We start from the raw sequence: 24,560 nt of genomic DNA on the forward strand, positions 1-24,560 counted from the left end.
CGTTATAATTTACAAAGATACATCTTATAAAAATATCCAAACTTAGTTTTTTTATTTTATCTTCCGAATTATCTTTTTTTTAACCTTCTATAAAAATTTGCATTTAGTACTTCTCCATTTAATCCAAATCACTGCAACTTTCGTAACTAAATACTAAATTATCTGCTTTTTTTTAATTTTAAATTATTTTTAGAAATGAGCTATGTTTTTATATATTTGTCATGATTTGAAAATATCACTTCCTAATGATCAAAAAGCTGCTACCACTTCTAGGAATATTACTTGGATTTTCCGTAAATTCCAACGCACAATTTGGCGGATTTTCACACGAGGTGGGAGTTATTGCTGGTCCAGTTGCATTTCAATCTGACTACGGTGAGCGTTATGATTTTTCAACTAATGCAGGTAATACTGGAATTGGAATTGGACTTATACACTATCTCAATTTTTCATACAAAGCAGATTGTAATTGCTACACTCCTGAAACTTATTTTAACGATCACTTCAAATTAAGATCTGAATTATCGTTCAACAAAACCAACTTGAAGCATTTTGGTCAATATGTTGATCCAAGCATTACCTCACTCGGAGCACAGCAATTAAGAGCCATGGAAGGAAGTACTGCTGTGACAAATTTAGGAATGCAATTGGAGTTTTTCCCTTGGAGCATTCGTGATTTCTCTGCAAGAGATGGAAGTTTTGGTCCTTTTGTGAGTTTGGGTGGACAGTTTAGTTATTACAACGCCGAAGCATCGTCATCATTAGGAGCACTTGGAACACCACTCACTACTTTTCCAAAATACCTTACTCCATCTGAAGGAAGACCGTATGGTTTTTCTACAGAAAGTGGCACGGTTTGGTCGGTAGTTACCAGTGTGGGAACACGTTATAAACTGAGTCCATTGCGCGATTTAATGGTTGATTTGCGCTTTCAATATTACTTTTCAAATTGGGTAGATGGCTTAAATCCTAACCCAGCTATTTATAAAGAAAACAAAGCAAACGATTGGTTGGTTTGGTTCAACGTCGGATACATTTATTACTTAGATTAATTACACTTTGATTTAAAAAAAAAGAAACCTCAACACTCAACAGTATTGGGGTTTCTTTTTAGAATTAAGCGAGTGCTTGCTTTAAATCGTCGATTAAATCTTCAGCATCTTCAATACCAACGCTTAATCGCACTAAATCATCGGTGATTCCTATTTCTTTTCGTTTGTCTTCAGGGATAGATGCGTGTGTCATCAAAGCGGGATGATTCGCTAAAGATTCTACGCCACCAAGAGATTCAGCCAAAGTAAACACCTGCACTTTTTCAAGAAAGTCAATGGCATCCTCTTTTTTACCAGATACAAATGTAAAAGATACCATTCCGCCAAAACCGCTCATTTGTTTTTTGGCAATTTCATGAAACGGATGACTAGGCAATCCAGGATAGTAAACCGTTTTAATTTTTGGATGATTACTCAAAAACTCCACCACTTTAGCGCCATTTTCACAATGTCTTTGTACGCGTAAATGCAAAGTTTTAATTCCTCGAAGTACTAAAAAACTATCCATTGGCCCAAGTGTAGCGCCGGTTGCAAATTGTTGAAAATGCAACTGTGCTCCCAAAGCTTCGTCTTTTACGATTAAAGCTCCCGCAATTACATCTGAGTGCCCACCTAAATATTTTGTTGCTGAGTGCATTACAATATCAGCTCCTAAGTCTAATGGTTTTTGCAAATATGGCGTTGCAAAAGTATTATCAACAGCAAAAAGTATGTTGTGTTCCTTAGTTATTTTTGCAATTTCTTGAATATCAGCTAATTTCATCAAAGGGTTGGTAGGTGTTTCTACCCAAACCATTTTGGTGTTTTCATTGATTAACGACTTGAATTTATCCAAGTCATTCATATCTACAAAATGAAATTTTATTCCAGAATCCTTGTATACACGTGTGAACATGCGGTACGTTCCGCCGTACAAATCATCCATTGCAATGATTTCATCACCTGCTTTAAACGAACGCAACACACAATCTGTAGCTGCTAATCCTGACGAAAAAGCCAATCCACGAGTTCCGTTTTCGATACTTGCCAATGCGTTTTCAAGTGCTGAACGTGTAGGATTTGCGGCTCTACTATACTCATAATCTGGATTTAACGGCTGCCCCGGACTAGTTTGTACAAACGTAGAAGTTTGGTATACGGGCGGCATTACTGCTCCGGTGCTAGGATCATGGTGTTGCCCACCGTGAATTGCTTTAGTATTGAATTTCATATGTCTAAATTTATTATTTTTAAAATTGATATTTGATGCGACAAATTGAAAGTCCTGCTCATCTCCTATCGTTTGATTTTATTACCTAAAAGTTTCACAAATTTACCCTTTAATTTATACTTGGCAAGTCACAACTTGATACCTTTGTATTTAATTAACAATTGCCTCATGAAACCCTATTTCTTTTTTGCCGCGCTCTTGCTTTTATTAAGTGGTTGCACCAAGGACCTTCAATTTGTGACCGAAACGTATCAGAAAAAATCTAAAATTGCTTGTACAGAAAATTGCCCACAAATTGACATAAAAATCCCAGTAGCCAGCAACAAAGATGTGGTAGCTGATAGCATTAATAAAAAAGTATTTTCGGTTTTAAAAGAGATCGTTTATTTTGGCGAAAAACCATACGAAGCAACCACCTATGATGGATTAACAAAGGCTTTTATCGATTCGTATGAGGCATTGCAGAAAGATTTTCCAGGAGAAACAATGGGTTGGGAAGCTACTGTTTCGGGTAAACTAAAATACCAATCAGCAGCGGTGCTCAATATTGAAATTAATCATTACACCTATACAGGAGGCGCTCACGGCTACCAAGGATTGCGCTCTTTATTGTTTGACCCCACAACTGGAAAAGCTTTGACAAATGAAACAATATTTAATGATGTAGCTGGTTTTAAGGCTTTCGCCGAAAAAAAATTCAGAGCCAAGTACAAAATTCCGAGTTCAGCATCGATCAATTCAACTGGACTGATGTTTGAAGAAGATCAATTTGCGCTTCCGCAAACTATCTTATACACCGACAAAGGATTGCTCCTTTATTACAACTCTTACGAAGCCGCCTCTTACGCCGACGGACCGAAAGAATTACTCCTGCCTTACGACACTATTGACGAGTACTTGTCACTAAAATAAAATTCACTTAGAACCACTACTCGCACTAGCCCTGACAGCAGTGAAAATCCTGTGGGCCCAAAACCCTATTTTTTCTTGATAGAAAAGAGCGGCCGCAGGAAGCTCCTTTTATGCCTTAGAAAAAATGGTTTTGGACCCACAGATTGTAACGAATGGCAGGAAATAGCTCCTGAAATCCCGAATTATTTGCTTAAATAAATTTGCGAATCATGAGCATGCAACCTATGTGAAGCCCTTCGTGAAAATTACTAAAAGCCATAGCATCGATTGCATTGTTCAATACATGACCGCCAGTTGAAGTGGTGTATGGCGTATAATTTTGAAAGCGATTTTGCTCAAAATCTGCTTGAGTTTGCTGCAACGTATGCGTTAAAAGATGTTTAATTTCATCTACTTCAGCTTGTGACGCATCGGTTTCAGGGCGGGTTCCTTTCATGTACTTTTCGACCAATTCATTAGAGACCAAAAGTGGTAAACCTGATAGTTTGTAAACCAAAATTTGCTGCGAAACGATAATGTGCCCGATGTTCCAAATCAAATTATTGTTGAATCCCGGCGGAATGGTATTGAGTTGCGCCAAGGAATAGTTTTCAAGAAAAGTAGAAATCATTTTTCTGCTTGTGGTTGTAACGTCAAATACTTGCTTCATTTTTTTATATTTTTTGATAAAAATAATCAATTTACGTGGCAAATGAATTTTCTTTGCAGAAAGAAATTATACGATTCATGGACAAAATATACTATCTCGCCTCTTGCGACACTTGCAGAAAAATCATTAAATCATTGCCAGAAAACCACAATTTGAGTTTTCACGACATCAAACAAAATCCGATTACCGAAACTGAATTGGAGCAAATGCACGAGCTTTCGGGTAGCTACGAAGCACTGTTTAGTAAAAAAGCACAGCTTTACAAATCGATGGATTTGAAAAATAAAAACTTGACCGAAGACGATTATAAGAAATACATTTTGGAGCATTATACGTTTTTGAGTCGTCCTGTTTTTATCATTAAAAACAAGATTTACATTGGCAACAGCCAACAAAACATGCACCAAGTAATGCTTGCCTTTGCAAATGTCTAAACGCAATCTTGCGCTGATTGGCGCCACACTGGTATCGATTATTTATGGTGTCACTTTTACCATTGCCAAGGATGTAATGCCTGCATACATTGATGCGTATGGATTTATTTTGCTTCGGGTGGGTGGCTCTGTATTGCTTTTTTGGTTGGTTTGGTTGTTTATGCCAAAAGAAAAAATTGAAATAGGTGATTTTCCTAGAATTATAGCCGCCGCTTTTTTTGGCGTGGCCTTTAATATGCTTACTTTTTTTAAAGGATTGAGCTTGACATCGCCCATTAGTGCAGCGGTAATTATGGTATCGACCCCAATGATTGTGTTGACACTTTCGGCCATAATTATGAAGGAGCGCATGCAAAAACGAAAAGTTTTTGGAATTGTACTCGGACTCATAGGAACAGCGTTTCTTATTCTGTATGGAAAATCTATCGGTAATGCTACCAATGCTGGATTGGGGAATTTCCTCGTTTTGGTCAATGCTATTTCTTACGGATTTTACCTGATTGTAGTCAAGAAATTAATGGATAAGTACAATGCTTTTACTTTTGTAAAATGGATTTATTTGTTTGGCTTTTTGATGGTATTACCTTTTGGTTGGAACGAATTTCAGGCGGTTAACTGGGTAACGGTACCTGAGGCTATTGGCTGGAAAATAGGATTTGTAGTGATTTTTTCGACCTTTTTGACGTACTTGTTGAACTTACTTTCGATGAAAGAATTAAAACCAACTACGGTTGCTGTTTTTATTTATTTGCAACCCTTTTTTGCAACTGTATTCGCTATTGGATTAGGTAAAGACGAATTGAGTTTGGTCAAAATTGGGTCGGCTCTCTTAATATTTACTGGCGTTTATTTGGTGACTATGAAAAAGAATTAGTTTACAGTGGACAGTTGCAGTTGGCAGTTATGAAAAGTAGTTTACAAAAATGAGATTTGGTTACGAATTTGATTACTGAAAACTGAGACTAAAAACTGGACACTACATCCTAAAAACTGAGACTGAGACTAAAAACGAATCACTGAACACTTTTTCCTTATCTTTGCCCTCTTTTAGAAAACAATATGATACAATCAATGACCGGTTTTGGTAAAGCTACTTTGCAATTGCCAACCAAAAAAATAACAGTAGAAGTTAAATCATTAAACAGTAAAGGACTAGATCTAAATGTTCGCATGCCATCGCTTTACCGCGAAATGGAATTGGGACTTCGAAACCAAATTGCACTGAAACTCGAGCGAGGCAAAGTTGATTTTTCTATTTTTATGGAGAGTACTGCTGAGCAAACTTCTACCAAAGTAAACGTACCTATTGTAAAAGCATACATCAGCCAGTTGCGTGAAGTATATCCACAAGCTGATGAAACCGAATTGATGAAAATGGCTGTTCGCATGCCGGATACCATGAAAATAGAACGTGAGGAAATTGATGAAAACGATTGGATTCAAATTCAAACCGTTATCGAAGAAGCGTTGCAAAACATCTTGAACTTCAGACAAGATGAAGGCATGTCACTTGAAAAAGAATTTCAATTGCGTATTGGTAACATTCGTCAATACATGACTGAGGCACTAGCGCTTGATCCAGAGCGTGTTCAAGCCATAAAAGACCGTCTGCAAACTGCTATTGCAGAATTGAAAGTGAATGTTGATGAAAATCGATTTGAACAAGAATTGATTTATTACCTAGAGAAACTAGACATCACCGAAGAAAAAGTACGTTTGACGAATCACCTAGATTATTTCCTAGAAACCATCAACGGAACCGAAGCTAACGGTAGAAAATTAGGTTTTATCACTCAAGAAATGGGACGTGAAATCAACACCATGGGGTCCAAATCAAATCACGCACAAATGCAAAAATTAGTCGTTCAGATGAAAGACGAATTGGAAAAAATTAAGGAACAGGTATTGAATGTGTTATAAAAGTAATTAGTACTTAGTCGTTAGTCCTTTGTATTCAACAACAAAGGACTAAGGACCTAGAACTTTGGACTAATCATTATAAAGATGAAAAAAGGAAAATTAATCGTATTCTCGGCACCGTCAGGATCAGGAAAAACTACTATAGTTAGGCATTTATTAAAGCAAGAAGACTTGAATTTAGAGTTTTCGATATCAGCAGCTACGCGCGAGGCTCGTGGTGAAGAAGTAAGTGGCAAGGATTACTATTTTATGTCATTAAAAGATTTTAAAACGCACATTAAAAACGAAGATTTCGTAGAATGGGAAGAAGTCTACAGAGACAATTTTTACGGAACTTTAAAAAGTGAGGTAGAGCGTATCTGGGCACTTGGTAAAAATGTAATTTTTGATATTGATGTAGCAGGCGGATTGCGCATTAAACATAAATTTCCTGAAGAAACTCTTGCTGTTTTTGTAAAACCACCAAGCGTGGATGAACTTAAAAGACGATTAAAGGAACGCAGTACCGAGAGCGATGACAAAATCAATATGCGTATCGCTAAAGCATCTGTAGAACTAGCAACTGCACCACAATTTGATGTAATTATCAAGAACTATGATTTGCCTGTTGCACTTGAGGAAGCCTATCAATTGGTGAAGGATTTTGTAGCTGAGTAGTTCTTAGTCCCAAGCACCTAGTCATTAGTCCTAAGTTATTAGTAATTAGTTTTTTTGTAAATTGTAGTTCGAAAAAAAACAATTATTAGATCATTTATATATGAGTGGAGTTAAATCATATAAAGAATTACTTATTTGGCAAAAAGGAATTAAAATTGTGGTTTTGGTTTATAAGCTTACAAAAGATTTTCCAAAAGACGAAATATACGCTCTTACTAGCCAGTTGAAAAGAGCAAGTGTATCAGTTCCTTCAAATATTGCAGAAGGTTTTGGACGTCAAACAGACAAGTCATTCAATCATTTTTTAAATATTGCTAGAGGTTCATTAAACGAAATAGAAACCCAACTAATCATCGGTAAAGAATTAGGATTTATTACCGATGACAACTTGATTACTGAAATTATGTCTTTAATTGAAGAAGAAAGTAAAATGATTAATGCTTTTGCAAAAAACTTAAAGTAATTTGCACCATATAAAGACTTTACCCCCTTTTAAAAACACTAATGACTATACACTAAGAACTAAGAACTAAGGACTAAGGACTAAGGACTAAGGACTAAGGACTAAGGACTAAGGACTAAAACATAAAACTAAGGACCAAAAAAAAATGAAAATCGGACTTTATTTCGGAACGTTTAATCCCATTCATGTTGGGCATCTTATCATTGCCAATCACATGGCAGAGCACTCTGATTTAGATCAGGTTTGGATGGTGGTTACGCCACATAATCCTTTGAAGAAAAAAAGCACACTACTTGATGATTATCACCGTTTGCAAATGGTGTTTCTAGCTACTGAGGATTTCCCGAAAATCAAGCCATCGGATATTGAATTTAAATTACCACAACCAAATTATACGGTAAATACACTCGCTCATTTAGAAGACAAATATCCTAATCACGAATTCTCTTTAATCATGGGAGAAGACAATTTGAAGTCCTTACACAAATGGAAAAACTACGAAGTAATCCTGGAACGTCATGACATTTATGTGTACCCACGAATCTCAACTGAAGAGGAAAACTTGGAGTTTAAAAATCACCCAAAAATTCACTTAATTGATGCGCCGGTTGTAGAGATTTCATCAACTTTCATACGTGACAATATCAAAAAAGGCAAAAACATTCAACCGCTGTTGCCTGCAAAAGTTTGGGAGTATATTGATCATAATAATTTTTATAAGAAATAAAATCAAAAAACCTTTTTCAACTCTACTTGAATATTCTCAAAAATAGTACTCAAATTATCATTTTTACCTGACAAGACATAAACAGCTGTGCTAGGCATTTGTTTACTATTCCACAACATTTGAATTTTGTTTTCGGCTAGTAACTTTTTTGCATTAATATCCCAAACTACTCCTATTCCTGTATTTCTCGAAATGATTTCGAGCATTTCATATTCAGACGGAATGATATAGTTAGGAACCATCGACGGCCTTTTTTTATTAAAGACATGCAACCAAAATAATTTGATATGCGGAATTTGAGCATTGTGGCTGTACCATTTTTGATCATTCAACCAATGTTCAATGGCCGCAAAATCTTTAAGTTTTATACTTGTTTTTAATGGCGCCGCATCAATTTCTGGCGATCCTACAATAACCTGCTTGATCTCACCTACTTTTTTCTGAATGGTATCAAAAGTGTCAAATTGTTTAGTAACGACCGCAAAATCTAGTTTTTTTTCGTTCACCAATTCAAACAACGTGTCATTATCGTAGAAACTAAAGTCAATATACTCGAACTTTGATACCAAGGCGCTACCCAAACTAGACATTAAATGTTTCGAAATTCCTACCGAAATTAAACGATTGGCGTTGAATGCTTTAGCTCTGAAACCATTTTCGACATTTTCCAATCGGTCTAATGCTTCAATGATTAAATTATTGAGTAACTTAGCGTATTCAGTGGCTTCTACTCCTTTTGACTTTCTAGTGAAAAGCTTGTACCCCACGTGCGCTTCGAGCATAGATATTTGCTGACTAACAGCGGGTTGACTAATAAACAACTCTTTGGCAGCAGCCGAAAAATTTCCGTTTTTATACACTGATTTAAAGGTTCGGTACCATTCTAGATTGACCATGATATAAATATATTTATCACAAACATAATTTAAATTATTTTTACTGATAACATAATCGCCGTAAATTTGTACAAAGAATTTACAAGATGAAAAAGATCGCATTATTTACATTACTAGTATTAACCGTGGGTTGCTTATCAGCAACGGCACAAAAAACAAAAAAAACTAAGATGAAAAAAGTATTATTTGTTGTTACCAGTCATTCTGAACTAGGAAACACAGGAGAAAAAACAGGATTTTGGACAGAAGAATTTGCTGCTCCTTATTATGAATTACTAGACAAAGGTGTTCAAATTGATATCGCTACACCAAAAGGTGGACAACCACCAATTGACCCAAAAAGTGAAGACCCATCTGCAGCTACAGAAGACACAAAACGTTTTGATGCTGATACTGAATTGCTAACAAAACTAAAAAATACGCATAAATTAAGCGATGTGAAAGAGTCTGATTACGATGCTGTTTTTTATCCAGGTGGCCACGGTCCTTTATGGGATTTAGCTACTGATGCTAATTCTAGCGCTTTGATTGAGTCTTTTTACACTAATAACAAACCTGTAGCTTTTGTATGTCACTCACCAGCAGTGTTGAAAAACGTAAAAGTAAATGGAGAATTTTTAGTAAAAGGCAAAAAAGTAACTGGTTTTTCAAACACCGAAGAAGAAGCGGTTGGATTGACTAAAGTTGTTCCTTTTTTATTAGAAGATGCTTTGCAAGCCAACGGAGCTATTTACTCTAAAGTAGCAGATTGGAATCCATACGCAGTAGAAGATGGTTTGTTAATTACAGGTCAAAATCCAGCTTCGTCTAAATTAGTTGCTGAAAAATTATTGGCTCAATTGAATTCAAAAAAATAAGAGAAAGTCGCTAAGATACTGAGAAGCTAAGTTGCTAAGGTTTAAAAACTCAGAATATCAGCATCTTAGTAACTCTTTAAAAATAAAAATATCATGTTAAACTTCGAATTATACAATCCTACCAATTTAGTTTTTGGAAAAGGACAGATAGAAAAACTATCCACGCTAGTGCCTCAAGGAGCTAAAATTCTTTTGGCGTACGGCGGTGGAAGTATTTTCAAAAATGGTATTCACGAGCAGGTAATCAACAATCTAAAAGATTTTACAATTGTTGAATTTGGTGGAATCGAACCCAATCCGCATTTTGAAACTTTGATGAAAGCGGTTGACGTTATTAAAGAACAAAACATTGATTTCATCCTTGCCGTTGGTGGAGGTTCTGTAATTGATGGGGTAAAATTCATTTCGGCAGCCGTTCATTTTGAGGGAAATCCAATGGAAATTCTGCAAAAAAGATTGTTGATTAAGGATTTGTCTAAAGTAGTACCTTTTGGAACAGTTCTTACTTTGCCAGCAACAGGAAGCGAGATGAACTCTGGTTCAGTAGTTACTATCCAAGCTACCCAAGAGAAATTGGCTTTTGGAGGTTCGGCATTATTCCCAAAATTTTCTATCTGTGATCCAACGGTCATTCAATCTTTGCCAAAAAGACAATTGCAAAATGGTGTCGTTGATGCTTATACTCATGTCTTGGAACAATATTTAACTTATCCGCACGAAGGTTTTTTACAAGATCGTATTGCCGAAAGTATTTTGCAAACCTTAATTCAAGTAGGTCCTGAAGTTGTAGAAAATCCATCAGATTACGCCTTGGCTTCTAACTTTATGTGGAGTTGTACCATGGCATTGAACGGTTTAATTCAAAAAGGAGTGCCATCTGATTGGGCTACGCACATGATTGGTCACGAGCTTACGGCTTTGTACGGAATTGATCATGCTAGAACGTTAGCTGTAGTTGGTCCAAATTTGTACCGCGTCATGTTTGAAACCAAAAAAGGGAAATTAGCACAATACGGCAAACGTATTTTCAATTTAACCGGATCAGATGACGAGATTGCAAACGAAGCGATAAACAAAACAGTAGCCTTTTTTCATACAATGGGAATGGACACTAAATTGTCAGACTACACAAAAGAGTTTGACAATACAGCGAGTTTCATAGTAGACCGTTTCAAAGAAAGAGGCTGGTTAGGCTTAGGCGAAAAACAATTGGTAACACTTGAAAAAGTAAAAGCAATTGTAGAGCTGAGTTACTAAAAAAACTAGTTACAAACATAAAAAAAGGCGTTCTCCAAATAAGGGAACGCCTTTTTACATTCTAAAATAACTAACTCACTCAATACATACATTTGTTAAAATACTGCTTATTAATTAAGTACAACGAAAATTAAATAATAATATTGTACTACTATCGAAAAAAATATATTTATTTTTTATTTATTTAAGAAAAAGACCTGCAAAACCACATTTTCAAAGGAATGGTATCGTATAATTAAATTTGCTTCATTACTTCTTTTTTAAGTACTTTTGATTAAATTCAGTAAAAAATGACCGAAAATAAAAAGTTTGCAGTAATTGGTGGTGGGAGTTGGGCTACAGCAATCGCAAAAATGCTTTGTGTAAATCTTGACGAAATGTCGTGGTATATGCGTAATGAAGCTGCAATTGAACATATTAAAAAATACAAACACAATCCTAACTATTTGAGTTCAGTTGAGTTTGACGTTAAAAAATTAAAATTAACAAGCGATATCAATAAGGCAGTGGCTTACGCCGATTATATCATTTTTGCTATACCTTCTGCTTTTGTGGGTGCCGAATTAGAAAAACTCACTGTTTCACTTGAAAACAAAATTATATTTTCAGCCATCAAAGGAATCGTTCCTGAGACAAGTTTAATAGTTGGAGAACATTTTCATGTAAAATACGACATTCCATATTACAACATCGGCGTAATCACGGGTCCTTGTCATGCAGAAGAAGTAGCTATGGAGCGCCTATCTTACCTAACCATTGCTTGTGGCGATCCAGACAAAGCCAAATTGGTTGCCAAAAATCTTTCAGGCAATTACATTAAAACAAAAATTACCGATGACATTATAGGAACAGAATATGCAGCCATGTTAAAAAACATCTATGCTATTGCTGCCGGAATTGCGCATGGATTGGGTTATGGTGATAACTTTCAATCAGTTTTAATGAGTAACGGAATTCGCGAGATGAAAAAATTCATCCGAAAAGTACACCGCATGAAACGCAATATTAATGACTCTGCTTATTTAGGCGATTTGTTGGTTACTGGTTATTCTGTTTTTTCTAGAAATAGAATGTTTGGTAACATGATTGGTAAAGGTTACACCGTAAAATCAGCAATGATGGAGATGAGTATGGTTGCTGAAGGTTATTATGCTGCCAAGAGCGCCTACAAACTCAATCAAGCCTATGGTGCTAAAACACCAATAATTGATGCCGTGCACAGTATTTTGTACGAAGGGCAAGATGCTAAAGCAGTATTTAAAAAACTAACCGACAAACTCGACTAGAAAATCATCAATATTCATAATTTAAAAAACACCTATGAGCGAAAGATGGAAATATCAGATTAAAATGGGTAGTATTTGGGGCTTATTTATGACGGTTTTCAATGTACTGTTTGACATAAAAGATACTCCATTAGCAGCACAAGTTGCCGCTCCTGCGTTTTATTTTAAAGCCTTGGCTTATATTTTGGTAGGCGTATTTGTTTTGGGGTATTACACCTGGAAATCCAAACAAAAACAAAACCTATAATTTTTGAATAAAAAAAGAAAGATGAAAATGCCAGTTTAAAGCTGGATGGATTAAGAATTAATACTTTAAATAATTAACGGCTCATTTCAGGCATTTAACAATAGTACTCAAAGAGTTTCAAACAAAAAAAGCAGTCTCTCGACTGCTTTTTTTGTATCACTATATTTAATTTAGACTTAAATGCTTTTTACAAAAAGCAAACTACCTTACTATAACACCATCAACAAATAAAATTGGTACTTCTTCTACCTCAGTTTCATTGATGGAGTTAGCTTTGAAAATGAATTTTTTATCGTATAATTTTCCATCCATGAAAAACGTGAGCATGAATTCATTGTTAAGCGCTAAAACACTTTTTTCGATCATTTCAACCTTAACTACAGAAACTGCTGGCACTTCCATAAAGGCATGGCGCAATAATGATGTTTTTTTCATTTCGCCATCAATGGTACCAAAAGCTTTAGAAACAACCATCACACTTTCTATGAGGTAATCGCTATCGTTTACCAAATAAGCGTACCATACTTTCTCCATAAAATCGTCGCTCCATTCTTGCACTGCTGCAAAAAAAACGTTTTCTACTTCTGGGATGATGATGTCTTTTTTCATTATTTAGTGAGTGGTGAGAAGTGAATAGTTAGTAGTAAGAGGTAATAAAAAAACATTTCCTTTTCACTACTAACTATTTACATTTTTATATACTTGCTTTAAATTGCTCTAAGAAACGAACGTCATTTTCGTAAAACATACGAATATCGCCTATTTGATACAACAACATCGCAATACGCTCGATTCCCATTCCGAATGCAAATCCGGTATGTTCATCAGAATTAATGTTGCAATTTTTTAATACATTAGGATCAACCATACCACAACCACCAATTTCTAGCCAGCCTGTTCCTTTGGTGATTCTATAATCTGTTTCGGTTTTTAAACCCCAGTAAATATCAATTTCGGCACTTGGTTCTGTAAACGGAAAATAAGATGGACGCAAACGGATTTTTGATTTCCCGAACATTTCTTTGGTGAAATACAACAAGGTTTGTTTTAAGTCGGCAAACGATACATCTTTATCAATGTACAAGCCTTCCACTTGATGGAAAATACAGTGCGAACGTGACGAAACTGCCTCATTACGGAAAACGCGCCCTGGCGAGATGGTACGAATTGGCGGTTTGTTGTTTTCCATGTAACGCACTTGCACTGATGACGTATGCGTACGCAACAAAATATCAGGATTTGTTTGAATGAAAAACGTGTCTTGCATGTCACGCGCCGGATGGTATTCTGGCAAGTTCAAAGCGGTAAAATTATGCCAATCGTCTTCGATTTCTGGACCTTCAGAAACGTTGAAACCAATGGTTGAAAAGATATCAATAATTTGGTTTTTTACCAATGAAATTGGGTGACGCGAACCTATAACAAGCGGCTCGGCAGCACGCGTTAAATCACCATAAAAACCTTTACTTTCTTCCTTACTTTCTAATGCTTCTTGAATAGATTTTACCTTTTCTTCAGCAGTAGTTTTTAGCAAATTCATAATTTGCCCAAACTCCTTTTTCTGATCGTTTGGCACATTTTTGAACTCAGCAAACAAATCTTTTAAAAGACCTTTGCTTCCTAAAAATTTAATTCGGAATGCCTCTAATTCTCCTGCATTTTGCGTTGAAAAAGCTTGTGCTTCGCCAATATATTCTTTTATCTTATCTATCATTTTCCATCGGTACTTGAGAGTGCAAATTTAGGTAAAAGTTTTCAGTTTTCAGTCGCAGTTTCTAGTAGAATCATTCTGAAAACTGTGACTGTGACTGTCAACTACGAAATTACTTCACGTTCTAAAAAATAATTTACAATGGCTTCTTTCATCAAAACCGATTGTTCTCCTGCCTTTAGCGGTGGCAATTCTTCTTTTACGGTATAATGTGGCCAGCCGTCTTTATCAAAAAAATCAAATTCGTAAAAACCATAAGGTTCTAGCAACCTGCAAATAGCAATGTGCATGAGGTTTACTTTCTCGTCTTTTTTGAATTCTTGGTGTACTTTTCCTAATTCTTGTACTCCAATCAAATAAATTATGGCATCTAAATCTAAATCTTCGCCTTGCGAAAATTGATCAGACAGTATCTTGACAAGCTGTTCCCAGCGTTCTTTTAATTGTGCGTCTCTTGACATTTTTTTGAATTATGAATTATAGGTTACGAACTAGTAAGTCATCACCTTTACAATTGTATCAGGCAAAGATAAGAACTTGAAAATTGACAATGGTACAGAACAAATCATTTATATTTGCCATCAGAAATTTAACAACAATCAAATGGGATTTATTGATATTGTAGTAGGCGTTTTGCTGGTTTTTGCGGCTTACAAAGGTTTAAAAAATGGACTTTTTGCAGAATTGGCTTCTTTACTATCGCTATTACTTGGTGTGTATTTAGCCATACAATTTTCGGCAGCTGTAAAAAACCTACTTCTTGGCTTTGTCAAATGGAATCCGAATACCGTACAAGTCATAGCCTTTATGCTCACTTTTGCTGCAGTGGTTGTTGCTGTTTCTTTGCTTGGGAAAATTTTAACCGGAATTGCTGATTTGGCTTTTTTAGGTTGGGCCAATACGCTTGGTGGCGGATTTTTTAGAATTTTAAAAACAGTTCTTATTTTGGGAGTTGTGTTCTCAATATTTGAAAAAATAAACTACCATAATTTTTTAGCTAAAAAAGAAACTTTAGACAATTCGCTTTTTTACAATCCTATCCAGAGAACGGCTAAATTTATTTTTCCTTCCATCGAAAAATGGTATGATGGGTTGAAAAATAATGATTCAAAAACTGCTCCAGAAAAGAAAAATTAATCCTTCACTTCCTTAATTGCACTACTTTCAATCCATCCTTCGGTGCCATCAGTAAGTTCAATTTTGGTCCATTGTGATTTGGTTTCAAACACGTAAACTTTTGCGCCTTCATGCAAAACCAATAGTGGTTTGTCTCCATTTCGAGGCAGACTTGTAACTGCTGTTCTTTCTGCAAAAACGATAGCTGGTCTGTCATTGTCAAAATGATTTTTTTCAATATTTGCAGCGGTTACACAAATCAATATCCCAGCAATCATCACGAAGATACTTCCAAAGAAAATTCTTTTCACTACAGTATTTCTCGAAAAGTAATACCCTAAAAACACCAAAAAAACCAAGCCCGAAAATCCTACCGCAGACCAAGCCCAAGTATCATAATGCAACTTACCTGTGATGTTATGTAAAAGTGCTGCGAGCCCAACTTTGGGAACTACTTTGATTTCGTCAATTGTTCTTTTTTGTGCAAATTTTAAATTATTAGCAGCAGCTGTATTTTCAGGATTCAGCACCAATGCCTTTTCGTAATTGTAAATAGCCGGTGCCACCGCGTTCAATTTATAGTGTGCATTGGCTAAGTTAAAATACAACTCGGATGAATGTTGTTTTTGGCTTAATACACTTTCATAAGCTGCAACCGCTTCGGTATATTTACCTTTTGCATACAAAGCGTTACCGTTTTCGAAACCGCTTTGGGCAAAGAAAAGTTGAGTTGAAAATAAAAGTAGATATAATATGTTTCTCATTATAATATTTATTTGCTTTAGAGGTACAAGGTCCTTTTACTTAAAAATTAATTTAGCAATCATGCTAGCTAATTTGTTTCTCTAAATCAGAAATAATTGCGACCGCTTTATCAAAATCTTGTTGAATCGTGACACTTGACGAGGGCGCATATCGCGCTATTTCGCAATTTTCAGTAAGCGTTATAAAATCAGTTACTACCGCTGGATTTACGTTTTTAGACAATAACAACTCTTGAATATTTTCTTTACTCATTTCAGAGGTTTCAATACGCAATTTGGCTTTTAAGAAATTATGCATTGCTTTTTCCAAAGCCACGTAGAACAATTCTTTGTTTTTGATTTGTTTCTTCGCTTCCGACAAATATTTTTTAGCCAATTTGTTGTTCATGCGGATTCTGTTTCCAGTAACATCTCCGGCAAGTGTTTCGCGTTTGTTTTGCACCAAAATGACAATCGGAATTAACAAAAATGGCAATAGCAACAGACCTAAAAAGCGGTTCGAACCAAAAAATCTATCTGAACTTACCGGCACTAACTCCGTTTTAGTTTGGATATTTTTGAATTCTTTTACAACGACCGCTTTGTTTTTATTGCCAGCAACAGCAGTAGAATCAACTGGTGATGGCCCATCAATCACATTGATCATCACCTCAGGCGTTTTTATAGTTTTATAAGTTCCAGAGTTCAAATCAAAATAAGAGAACTGCATTGGTTTTACGGGATAATTGCCTTTGTATTGCGGAATAATGGTGTAACTATCCGTTGATTTTCCGGCCATACCAGAAAGTGGTGTGTTGATGGACTCACTATGAACAGGATCATACATTTCGAGTGCGTTTGGCACAACCGGTTTAGGCAAACTAAAGAGTTTCAAGTTTCCTTTTCCGCTAACGCTTACGACCAAATCTAAACTTTCTCCGTGTTTCAATGTGGTTTTAGAAGGCGTAACTTTAAAATCAAAATTACCAACGGCTCCAGTAAAATCATCTGGTTTTCCAGACTCAGGCAATGGTTTTACATTGATGGTTTTGGCTCCAGCCGATACTGTTTTTGTATCATCTACTACTAGCATACGACCAAACATATCCCTACGATTGGTTGGTAATTGCACATCAACAGAAAGTGATAGCGGTTCAATTTTTAGTTTTCCTGACTTTTGCGGATACAGCACTACTTTTTTAAGCACAATATACCTAAAGTTTTGTCCTTTAAAAATGCCTTCTTGGGCTACTAACTGCTTGATTTCGATGTTTTGGCTCCAAAAATCATTGTATTTTGGTTTGCTAGCTTCACCTAAATTTGACATTCCAATATTAAAACTGAAGTACAACTTATAAACCACCGTTATAGGTTCGTTAACGTACGGATTGGTTTTCGAGACATCAGCAACCAAATACAAATTTTCATCTACGTTAATCTGAGGATCGCTAGGATCTCTAGGCTGCTCTGTTGGGGCAGTGACTGTGATTTTTATGGGAGCGGTTTTATAAATTTGACCATTGTACTCAATAGCTGCAGACTTAATTACAAACGTCCCTTTTTTAGTGGGCGACAAAAAATAAGAATACGCTTTTTCAAATGAACTACGGCCGTTAACCCAAGATTGGCTTACTTGTTGACTAGGACCAGCTATAATACGAAAACCGTCAAATGAAGGCTGCACAAAGTTGTCGCCATCTACATTCATCATAAAGTCAATTCGCAAACGCTCGTTCAAACCCAAAGTTGTTTTACTCACACGCGCCTCAAACTGCACTTGTGCACTGAGCGTACTGCATACCAATAAAACAATTGCCGCTATATATCTTTTCATCTTCACACTCTGTAATTGCATTACCAATCTTTTTCAGTTTTAACTGGTTTACCTTTTACTTTTTTGGCGTTTACTTTATCTTGAATTTTCTTTTCTTCTTTATTTACTGCGTCTAATAAATTCTCTAAACGCTCTTTTGAAATTCCTCCCGGAGCAGGTTTTGGTTCTCCCTTTTCGTTAGGATCCGGTTTTTTGTTTTGTTTGTCCTTGTCGCCTTGGTCGTCTTTTTTATCTTTATTTGGATCATCCTTTTTATCTTGATCCCCGTCTTTTTTATCGTCCTTTTTATCGTCTTTCTTGTCCTTATCTTTTTTATCGTCTTTTTTCTTGTCGTCTTTAGGCGGATTGTCTTTTAACATTTTTTTTGCCAAAGCATAATTATAACGCGTTTCCTCATCTGTAGGATCATTGCGCAAAGCGTTTTTGTAGGCCTCAACTGCCTTTGTGTAATCTTTCTCATTCATAAAAACATTACCCAAGTTATGCAGCGCTCGGTGCTTTTCAGGACGTGTTTTAGAGTTTTTTAATGCTTTTGCAAAAGCGAATTTAGCCTCAGAAGATTGTTTTTGTTTGTAAATGGAGTTCCCAAGATTGAAAGGTGCAGTCGCTTTGTTTGGAAATTTAGAATCCGAAATACGATACATTGCTTCAGCTTCTACAAACTTACTGTCTGTATATTCTTGGTTTGCTTTTGGTAAAATTCGATCTTTTTGTTGCGCAAAGCAGCTTAACCCCACAAAGAGCAACAATAAAAGACATCTATTTTGAATTGTTTTCATTTTTTATTTTTAACAGAATCAATCGTGCGATTACATTGATGCTTTTTCGTTGAACAAATCTAATTTATTAACCCAACTTGTTTTTCTATCCAATACAAATACATCGATCAACAACAACAAGAAACCTAAACCTAAAAACCATTGAAATTGCGATTGGAATTCGGCCATTTCAGTTGCCTCAAACTCTGTTTTTTGAATGTTATTGAGTGTATTCTTGATGTGTTCTACAACTTCCTTGGTATTGTTACCGCTAACATAACTGCCTTTTGTTGTTTTTGCAATCACTTCTAAACTGGCTTTATTCAGTTTGGTAATTACAATTTCATTGTTGTTGTCTTTTTGATAACCTTCAACCACACCGTTACGTTTCAGAGGAATATTAGCTCCTTTTTCGGTACCAACTCCAATAGTGATGATTTTCAAACCGAGTTTGTTCGCTTCTTCTGCAGCACTTTCTGCACCTTCAGAATGATCTTCTCCATCCGAAATTAGAATAAGTAACTTGCTAGTTTTGCTTTTTTCGTCAAAATAAGTAGCCGATAATTTAATAGCCTCGTCAAGCGAAGTTCCTTGTGAAGAGACCATTCCCGTATTCATACTTTGCAAAAACATGCGCGCTACACCATAATCTGTAGTGATAGGCAATACCGGAAATGCACTGCCTGCGTAAGCCACAATACCAATTCGGTCACTGCCTAATTGCTTGATGATTTGCGATACCAATTGTTTGCTTTTGTCTAAACGATTGGGAGCTACGTCTTCGGCCAACATACTTTTGGACACGTCCATGGCAAAAACAATATCAATACCTTCTCGTTTTACGGTTTCCATCTTGGTTCCAATTTTTGGATTAACCAAAGCAAAAACCAGTGCCAAAAGGGCTACAAGTAATAAAACCAATTTAGCAACTGGCTTGAAAATCGACGCATCTGGACTTAGTTTTTTAACCATTTCAAGGTCACCAAACTCGCGCTGTTTTTTTCGTTTCCAATACAAATTGGCCATAAAAACAAGCACCACCAAAGGCAGGATTACTAATAGGTATAAATATTTTTTTTCGTCTAATTCCATTTTATTTCTTTTAGTCGGTATTCTCTTTTACTAAGAATTCGACTTTTATTATACAAAGCTTTTGAAAACTGTATTTCGTAAACCAAATTCAGCTAACAGTAAAAAACCAGCAATCCAGACAAATAGTCTGAATTTTTCGTCGTAATCATAAAACTTGAGTTCCTCGATTTCAGTAGTTTCTAGCTTATTGATCGACGCATAGATTTCCGCTAATTTTGAATTGCTCGTTGCTCTAAAATACTGACCTTCGGTTTTTTTGGCAATATTTTTCATCAATTGCTCGTCAATTTCTACTTTCATCATTTGAAACAAAAACTCACCATTTGGCGCAACCGCGTATGGAAACATCGCCATTCCGTTTGTTCCAATACCAATCGTATATACTTTTATGCCGTATTGTTTGGCAATATCTGATGCGGTTTCAGGCTCAATAAAACCAGAGTTATTCACTCCATCGGTCAACAGAATAATTACTTTACTTTTAGCTTGACTGTCTTTCAATCGGTTCACAGCGGTAGCTAGTCCCATACCAATTCCGGTACCATCTTGCAGCACATTGTCGTATTTGATACTGTTGATCGCATCTAAAATAATCGCTTTATCGCTAGTTACGGGAGTTTTGGTGTACGCTTCAGATGCATAAACCACCAAACCAATTCGGTCGTTTGGGCGTTCTTGAACAAAATCGGCTGCAACGCGCTTTAGCGCTTCCATACGATTCGGTTTTAAATCCTTGGCCAACATACTACCTGATACGTCAATTGCCATTACGATATCAACACCCTTTGTAATTTTTGTTTTGTTACTCACATCAACCGTTCTTGGCCTTGCTAATGCAATGATAAGAGAACAAAGCGCCAAAACACGAAACACATTCAAAATAGGTTTTAGTTTTGTAATCACGGATTTTGTTCCCTTGAAACCATCGAGTGAGCTCATTTTTAGGGTAGCCGATTGTTGGTTTTTTTTCTTCCAAAACCAAAATACCACTACTGGAATTAAAAGAAACAACCAAAAAAATTCTGGGTTTAAAAATGTTAATTTCTCCATTAGTTGCTCGCTTGTTTTAATTCAACAGTATTCAAAACACGCTCTGCAATGGTATTGCCGTAGGTATCTCCTTCTTCATGGAAAATGAGTAATTGTTGCAAACCACCATCTTGACTAAAAATAAGTGCCTCGTAATACATTTTGGCTGTAGTTTTATTATTGCTATCCAATTGCGAAAAAGTACCGTAGGCTTTTAAACCCTTAACACCTTCGGGCGTTTCAAATTCCTCCTGTTTTACGATCATGTTCTGCGCGCCTTGTGCCTCAAGCGATTGCAAAGCTCCATCCATAGATTTGGCCAAATCAATTTGCGTTTCAGCTTTGTATTTAAAGGTAGAAACTAAGATATAAAAACGATCTATAAGGCTTCCGTAGCCAAATGATTGCATCTCTTTAATCAACGCCATTCCGTTTTTAGGAAGGCTTTTGGTCAAATCTACTCTTTTTAAAACTTTAGGAGTTTCAATAATCACGCCTGGATTTCCGTATTCACTTTTCACCCATTCGCCCTCTAAAAGTTCTTTGGTTGGGTGTCCGAGAATCGTGTCTTTCACATAATCGAATCCTTTGGTTACAGAAAAATAAACTGTTGTGGCAACCAAAACAAAGGCAACAGCTGCAACTGCCAAACTGATTCTTTTTTTGCGTTCTTTGCGCAATTGTAATTCAATTTGTTTTTGTCTTTGCGCTTCATTCAGTAGCAATTCTTCTTGGTCAGGAACCTCAACTGGAATGGATTTATCCAATGTTAAAATCACTTTTTGAATCTTGTTGCGATCTTCTGTAATTTCAAAATCAAGGGGTTTTACCTTAGCAAATTTCACCAAATCGGCTTGTTTTAGAACACGCTCTAAATTTTCAATAATGTCTTTTGAAAGCTTCATTTTCTTTTTAAGAGATGCTGCTTTTAAACCTTGAATCAACTCTGATGTAGTGCTTTCCATAGCTGGAATTTCAATCGCCTCTTCAATATAATTACGGGCAATATCAGTAAGCTCACTGTAATAAGCTTTTACTTCTCCTTTTTGCCATAACTCCTTTTTCTCCAGCGTATCTAGCAGGTTGGTCGCTTTTTCGATTGGCGTTTTGTAAACCTCTTCGGCAATTTTATGGCGTTGTCTTCGTTTTACAAACCAATACACTCCCGCTCCAATTCCGGCTAAAAGCAAAAAGCCCAAAAGATATTTCCACCAATCGCCAATAGCATCCTCTGCAGGAGCTATGTCTTTGATATCAAACATTTTTTGCTTTAAAGTGTCTACTTGCACATTGGCTACCTCAACAAGAAGCGAATCAGTAAAAAACGGTTTGCTATTGATGAAGATTTTCACGCGAGGAATAACATACCTACCGGAATCAAACTGCGTTAAGCCGTATTTTTTGATTAACTCGTATTTGCTATCCATTCGAATTGTGTCGATGGGATACGATTGAATCACCTCAAGCGCGCCAATGTTTCTAAAATTTGGAAACACGACTTTAGCCGAAGTATCTACCGTCGTTTTGATAGACAACTTGAACTCGGCTCCTATTTTATTTTTGATAGTATCAAGGCTGGTTACTACTTGTTTTTGTTGTGCAAAAACGGTGGTAGAAATCAGTATTAATAATATGTAGAGTTGTTTTTTCATGTTTTAGTATTGAACCTTTCTCGATTTTTGATGGAGGACTAACGATTTTTGATTTGCTTTGAAAAAGTTGGTTACCTTGACTTGAAATAGCTTAATAATTTAGTTACGTAACTTTCATCAACTCTTGTGTGTACTACTCCAGATCCTGATTTACTGAAAGTTTCTTTAAAATAATCAACTTTTTCATGGTACTGCTTTTCATATTGCAAACGCAACTGTTTTGATCCTGTATTAATCAAATCAATGGCACCTGTTTCAGCATCTAGCATCGGGACCATACCTAAATCGGGCATTTTTTCCTCTCGACTGTCGTAAACTCGAATTCCGGTTATATCGTGCTTTTTTGCTGCAATTTTCAAGGTTTGCTCATAGCCGTGCGCCATAAAATCAGAAATTACAAAAACAATGGCTTTCTTTTTTTGAGTTCCAGATAAAAATTTCAAAGCTTGAGCAATATCGGTTTTTTTACTTTTAGGTTCAAATTCTAAAAGTTCTCGAATAATTCTCAATACATGAGAGCGTCCTTTTTTGGGCGGAATGTACAATTCGATTGCATCTGAGAATAAAATCAATCCAATTTTATCGTTGTTTTGCGTAGCCGAAAAAGCCATTGTAGCAGCAATTTCAGTAACGATATCTTTTTTAAACTGATTTTTAGAACCAAAACTTTCCGAACCCGAAATGTCAACCATTAGCATCATGGTGAGTTCGCGCTCCTCTTCAAAAACCTTTACGTGTGCCTCGTTGTAGCGTGCGGTAACATTCCAATCAATAGCGCGAATATCGTCACCGTATTGGTATTGGCGTACCTCGCTAAAGGTCATTCCACGTCCTTTAAAAGATGTATGGTATTCACCCGAAAAGATGTGATCACTCAATCTTCGAGTCTTAATTTCTATTTTACGTACCTTTTTTAAAAGCTCTTTTGTATCCATTTTTTTTAGTTTTCAGTCGCAGTTTTCAGTTGCAGTGACAAGATAGTTCATGTACACCGTTACTGAAAACTGAAAACTAATTTTTAAGGTACTTCTACTTCGTTTACGATTTTGTTGATAATGTCAACAGATGTAATGTTTTCAGCCTCTGCCTCGTAAGTAACTCCAATTCTGTGGCGTAATACATCGTGAACTACCGCACGTACATCTTCAGGAATTACATAGCCACGGCGCTTGATAAAAGCATAACATTTAGCCGCATTAGCCAAGTTGATACTACCACGAGGTGATGCTCCAAAACTGATTAAAGGTTTCAAATCAGCTAATTTGTATTTTTCAGGATAACGGGTAGCAAATATAATATCGAGAATGTATTTCTCTATTTTTTCATCCATGTAAACCTCACGAACAGCTTCTTGCGCACGCAAAATTTGCTCTACAGAGACAACTGCATTTACTTTTTCGAAGCTACCTTTCAAATTTTGACGAATTACCATGCGCTCGTCTTCCATTTTAGGATAATCAATAACCGTTTTTAGCATAAAACGATCTACTTGCGCCTCTGGTAATTGGTACGTCCCTTCTTGCTCTACTGGATTTTGAGTAGCCAAAACTAAAAATGGACGGTCTAGTTTAAAAGTAGTGTCCCCAATTGTAACTTGTTTTTCTTGCATAGCCTCTAAAAGCGCCGATTGTACCTTAGCAGGCGCACGATTGATCTCATCTGCAAGAACAAAATTTGCAAAAATAGGCCCTTTTTTTATGGAGAATTCGTTGGATTTAATATTGTAAATCATGGTTCCTACCACATCGGCAGGCAATAAATCTGGAGTAAACTGAATCCTGCTAAACGAACCTTGAACAGCTTGCGACAAAGTATTGATAGCCAAAGTTTTTGCCAATCCTGGCACTCCTTCTAACAAAATATGGCCTTGACCCAAAAGTCCAATTAACAAGCGCTCTACCATGTGCTTTTGACCTACAATAACTTTGTTCATTTCCATTACGAGAAGGTCAATAAACGCGCTCTCTCTCTCTATTTTTTCATTGATCGCTCTTATGTCTAAAGTCGCCGTATTTTCTTCCATTATTTTATGTTTAAAAACTTGAATTAAATGCCTTT

Annotated in this window: 27 protein-coding genes; 13 read left to right on the plus strand and 14 right to left on the minus strand. The window is 36.1% G+C overall.

Annotated elements, in window-relative coordinates; all coding sequences use genetic code 11:
* Positions 1-245 precede the first annotated feature (245 nt).
* On the plus strand, positions 246-1,052 hold the full coding sequence (locus KBJ98_RS02730) for a THC0290_0291 family protein (protein WP_210788145.1): 807 nt from the start codon (positions 246-248) through the stop codon (positions 1,050-1,052).
* Between the two features lie 64 nt (positions 1,053-1,116).
* On the opposite strand, the gene KBJ98_RS02735 is transcribed toward KBJ98_RS02730, so the two are convergent.
* Positions 1,117-2,292, minus strand: coding sequence for a cystathionine gamma-synthase (locus KBJ98_RS02735; protein WP_317192473.1), 1,176 nt, complete (start codon positions 2,290-2,292; stop codon positions 1,117-1,119).
* 138 nt (positions 2,293-2,430) lie between these two features.
* On the opposite strand from KBJ98_RS02735, the gene KBJ98_RS02740 reads away from it, so the two are divergent.
* Entirely contained in the window at positions 2,431-3,174 is a 744-nt protein-coding gene (locus KBJ98_RS02740) for a DUF3298 and DUF4163 domain-containing protein (RefSeq protein ID WP_210788147.1), read from the plus strand.
* Between the two features lie 190 nt (positions 3,175-3,364).
* Here the strand turns inward: KBJ98_RS02740 and KBJ98_RS02745 are convergent, their stop codons facing one another.
* A complete protein-coding gene (locus KBJ98_RS02745) occupies positions 3,365-3,823 on the minus strand; it encodes a DinB family protein (RefSeq protein ID WP_210788148.1) in 459 nt (152 codons plus the stop codon).
* Positions 3,824-3,900: 77 nt separating this feature from the next.
* Between KBJ98_RS02745 and KBJ98_RS02750 the strand changes: the two genes are divergently transcribed.
* From KBJ98_RS02750 to nadD, 6 genes are all read left to right on the plus strand, one after another.
* Positions 3,901-4,257, plus strand: coding sequence for an arsenate reductase family protein (locus KBJ98_RS02750; protein ID WP_210788149.1), 357 nt, complete (start codon positions 3,901-3,903; stop codon positions 4,255-4,257).
* Complete coding sequence (locus KBJ98_RS02755) at positions 4,250-5,131, plus strand: DMT family transporter (protein WP_210788150.1); 882 nt, start codon at positions 4,250-4,252, stop codon at positions 5,129-5,131. Before KBJ98_RS02750 ends, KBJ98_RS02755 begins: the two co-directional genes overlap by 8 nt.
* 185 nt (positions 5,132-5,316) lie before the next feature.
* Positions 5,317-6,177 carry a YicC/YloC family endoribonuclease gene (locus KBJ98_RS02760; protein WP_166132756.1) on the plus strand — a complete coding sequence of 287 codons (861 nt, stop codon included), beginning with the start codon at positions 5,317-5,319 and terminating at the stop codon, positions 6,175-6,177.
* A gap of 84 nt (positions 6,178-6,261) precedes the next feature.
* The gene (gene gmk / locus KBJ98_RS02765; protein ID WP_210788151.1) at positions 6,262-6,834 is read left to right on the plus strand and encodes a guanylate kinase; all 573 of its coding nucleotides are present in this window, start codon (positions 6,262-6,264) and stop codon (positions 6,832-6,834) included.
* A gap of 100 nt (positions 6,835-6,934) precedes the next feature.
* Positions 6,935-7,297, plus strand: coding sequence for a four helix bundle protein (locus KBJ98_RS02770; RefSeq protein WP_210788152.1), 363 nt, complete (start codon positions 6,935-6,937; stop codon positions 7,295-7,297).
* 145 nt (positions 7,298-7,442) lie between these two features.
* Complete coding sequence (nadD, locus tag KBJ98_RS02775; protein WP_210788153.1) at positions 7,443-8,024, plus strand: nicotinate (nicotinamide) nucleotide adenylyltransferase; 582 nt, start codon at positions 7,443-7,445, stop codon at positions 8,022-8,024.
* A gap of 2 nt (positions 8,025-8,026) precedes the next feature.
* On the opposite strand, the gene KBJ98_RS02780 is transcribed toward nadD, so the two are convergent.
* On the minus strand, positions 8,027-9,022 hold the full coding sequence (locus KBJ98_RS02780; protein ID WP_225899046.1) for a LysR family transcriptional regulator: 996 nt from the start codon (positions 9,020-9,022) through the stop codon (positions 8,027-8,029).
* Between KBJ98_RS02780 and KBJ98_RS02785 the strand changes: the two genes are divergently transcribed.
* The 4 genes from KBJ98_RS02785 to KBJ98_RS02800 all read left to right on the plus strand — a co-directional run bounded on the left by KBJ98_RS02785 (position 9,007) and on the right by KBJ98_RS02800 (position 12,567).
* Complete coding sequence (locus tag KBJ98_RS02785) at positions 9,007-9,777, plus strand: type 1 glutamine amidotransferase domain-containing protein (protein ID WP_210788154.1); 771 nt, start codon at positions 9,007-9,009, stop codon at positions 9,775-9,777. The two genes, KBJ98_RS02780 and KBJ98_RS02785, sit on opposite strands and share 16 nt — an antisense overlap.
* 93 nt (positions 9,778-9,870) lie before the next feature.
* The gene (locus tag KBJ98_RS02790; protein ID WP_210788155.1) at positions 9,871-11,034 is read left to right on the plus strand and encodes an iron-containing alcohol dehydrogenase; all 1,164 of its coding nucleotides are present in this window, start codon (positions 9,871-9,873) and stop codon (positions 11,032-11,034) included.
* A 290-nt stretch (positions 11,035-11,324) separates the two neighbouring features.
* A complete protein-coding gene (locus KBJ98_RS02795; protein WP_210788156.1) occupies positions 11,325-12,320 on the plus strand; it encodes an NAD(P)H-dependent glycerol-3-phosphate dehydrogenase in 996 nt (331 codons plus the stop codon).
* Positions 12,321-12,354: 34 nt separating this feature from the next.
* Positions 12,355-12,567, plus strand: a complete 213-nt coding sequence (locus tag KBJ98_RS02800) for a hypothetical protein (protein WP_210788157.1) — start codon at positions 12,355-12,357, stop codon at positions 12,565-12,567.
* A gap of 201 nt (positions 12,568-12,768) precedes the next feature.
* Here KBJ98_RS02800 and KBJ98_RS02805 read toward each other — a convergent pair whose 3' ends face one another.
* The 3 genes from KBJ98_RS02805 to KBJ98_RS02815 form a co-directional block, all read right to left on the minus strand.
* On the minus strand, positions 12,769-13,176 hold the full coding sequence (locus tag KBJ98_RS02805; RefSeq protein ID WP_166132749.1) for a hypothetical protein: 408 nt from the start codon (positions 13,174-13,176) through the stop codon (positions 12,769-12,771).
* 85 nt (positions 13,177-13,261) lie between these two features.
* Complete coding sequence (gene pheS / locus KBJ98_RS02810) at positions 13,262-14,281, minus strand: phenylalanine--tRNA ligase subunit alpha (protein ID WP_210788158.1); 1,020 nt, start codon at positions 14,279-14,281, stop codon at positions 13,262-13,264.
* Between the two features lie 101 nt (positions 14,282-14,382).
* Complete coding sequence (locus KBJ98_RS02815) at positions 14,383-14,739, minus strand: hypothetical protein (RefSeq protein ID WP_210788159.1); 357 nt, start codon at positions 14,737-14,739, stop codon at positions 14,383-14,385.
* A gap of 76 nt (positions 14,740-14,815) precedes the next feature.
* On the opposite strand from KBJ98_RS02815, the gene KBJ98_RS02820 reads away from it, so the two are divergent.
* Positions 14,816-15,415 carry a CvpA family protein gene (locus tag KBJ98_RS02820; RefSeq protein ID WP_317192471.1) on the plus strand — a complete coding sequence of 200 codons (600 nt, stop codon included), beginning with the start codon at positions 14,816-14,818 and terminating at the stop codon, positions 15,413-15,415.
* Here KBJ98_RS02820 and KBJ98_RS02825 read toward each other — a convergent pair.
* From KBJ98_RS02825 to KBJ98_RS02860, 8 genes are all read right to left on the minus strand, one after another.
* Entirely contained in the window at positions 15,412-16,158 is a 747-nt protein-coding gene (locus KBJ98_RS02825) for a tetratricopeptide repeat protein (protein ID WP_210788160.1), read from the minus strand. The genes KBJ98_RS02820 and KBJ98_RS02825 overlap by 4 nt on opposite strands.
* Positions 16,159-16,222: 64 nt before the next feature.
* Positions 16,223-17,971: a BatD family protein gene (locus tag KBJ98_RS02830; protein WP_210788161.1), complete on the minus strand. Its 1,749-nt coding sequence runs from the start codon at positions 17,969-17,971 to the stop codon at positions 16,223-16,225.
* A 20-nt stretch (positions 17,972-17,991) separates the two neighbouring features.
* Positions 17,992-18,750, minus strand: a complete 759-nt coding sequence (locus KBJ98_RS02835) for a tetratricopeptide repeat protein (RefSeq protein WP_210788162.1) — start codon at positions 18,748-18,750, stop codon at positions 17,992-17,994.
* A 30-nt stretch (positions 18,751-18,780) separates the two neighbouring features.
* A complete protein-coding gene (locus KBJ98_RS02840) occupies positions 18,781-19,821 on the minus strand; it encodes a VWA domain-containing protein (RefSeq protein ID WP_210788163.1) in 1,041 nt (346 codons plus the stop codon).
* Between the two features lie 48 nt (positions 19,822-19,869).
* The gene (locus KBJ98_RS02845) at positions 19,870-20,871 is read right to left on the minus strand and encodes a vWA domain-containing protein (protein ID WP_210788164.1); all 1,002 of its coding nucleotides are present in this window, start codon (positions 20,869-20,871) and stop codon (positions 19,870-19,872) included.
* Positions 20,871-22,502 (minus strand): hypothetical protein, encoded by a 1,632-nt coding sequence (locus tag KBJ98_RS02850; protein WP_210788165.1) that lies wholly within the window; start codon positions 22,500-22,502, stop codon positions 20,871-20,873. Before KBJ98_RS02850 ends, KBJ98_RS02845 begins: the two co-directional genes overlap by 1 nt.
* 71 nt (positions 22,503-22,573) lie before the next feature.
* A complete protein-coding gene (locus KBJ98_RS02855; protein WP_210788166.1) occupies positions 22,574-23,437 on the minus strand; it encodes a DUF58 domain-containing protein in 864 nt (287 codons plus the stop codon).
* Between the two features lie 83 nt (positions 23,438-23,520).
* Positions 23,521-24,525: an AAA family ATPase gene (locus KBJ98_RS02860; protein WP_210788167.1), complete on the minus strand. Its 1,005-nt coding sequence runs from the start codon at positions 24,523-24,525 to the stop codon at positions 23,521-23,523.
* Positions 24,526-24,560: the final 35 nt, after the last annotated feature.

Source organism: Flavobacterium erciyesense (genome assembly GCF_018069925.1).
GTDB lineage: Bacteria > Bacteroidota > Bacteroidia > Flavobacteriales > Flavobacteriaceae > Flavobacterium > Flavobacterium erciyesense.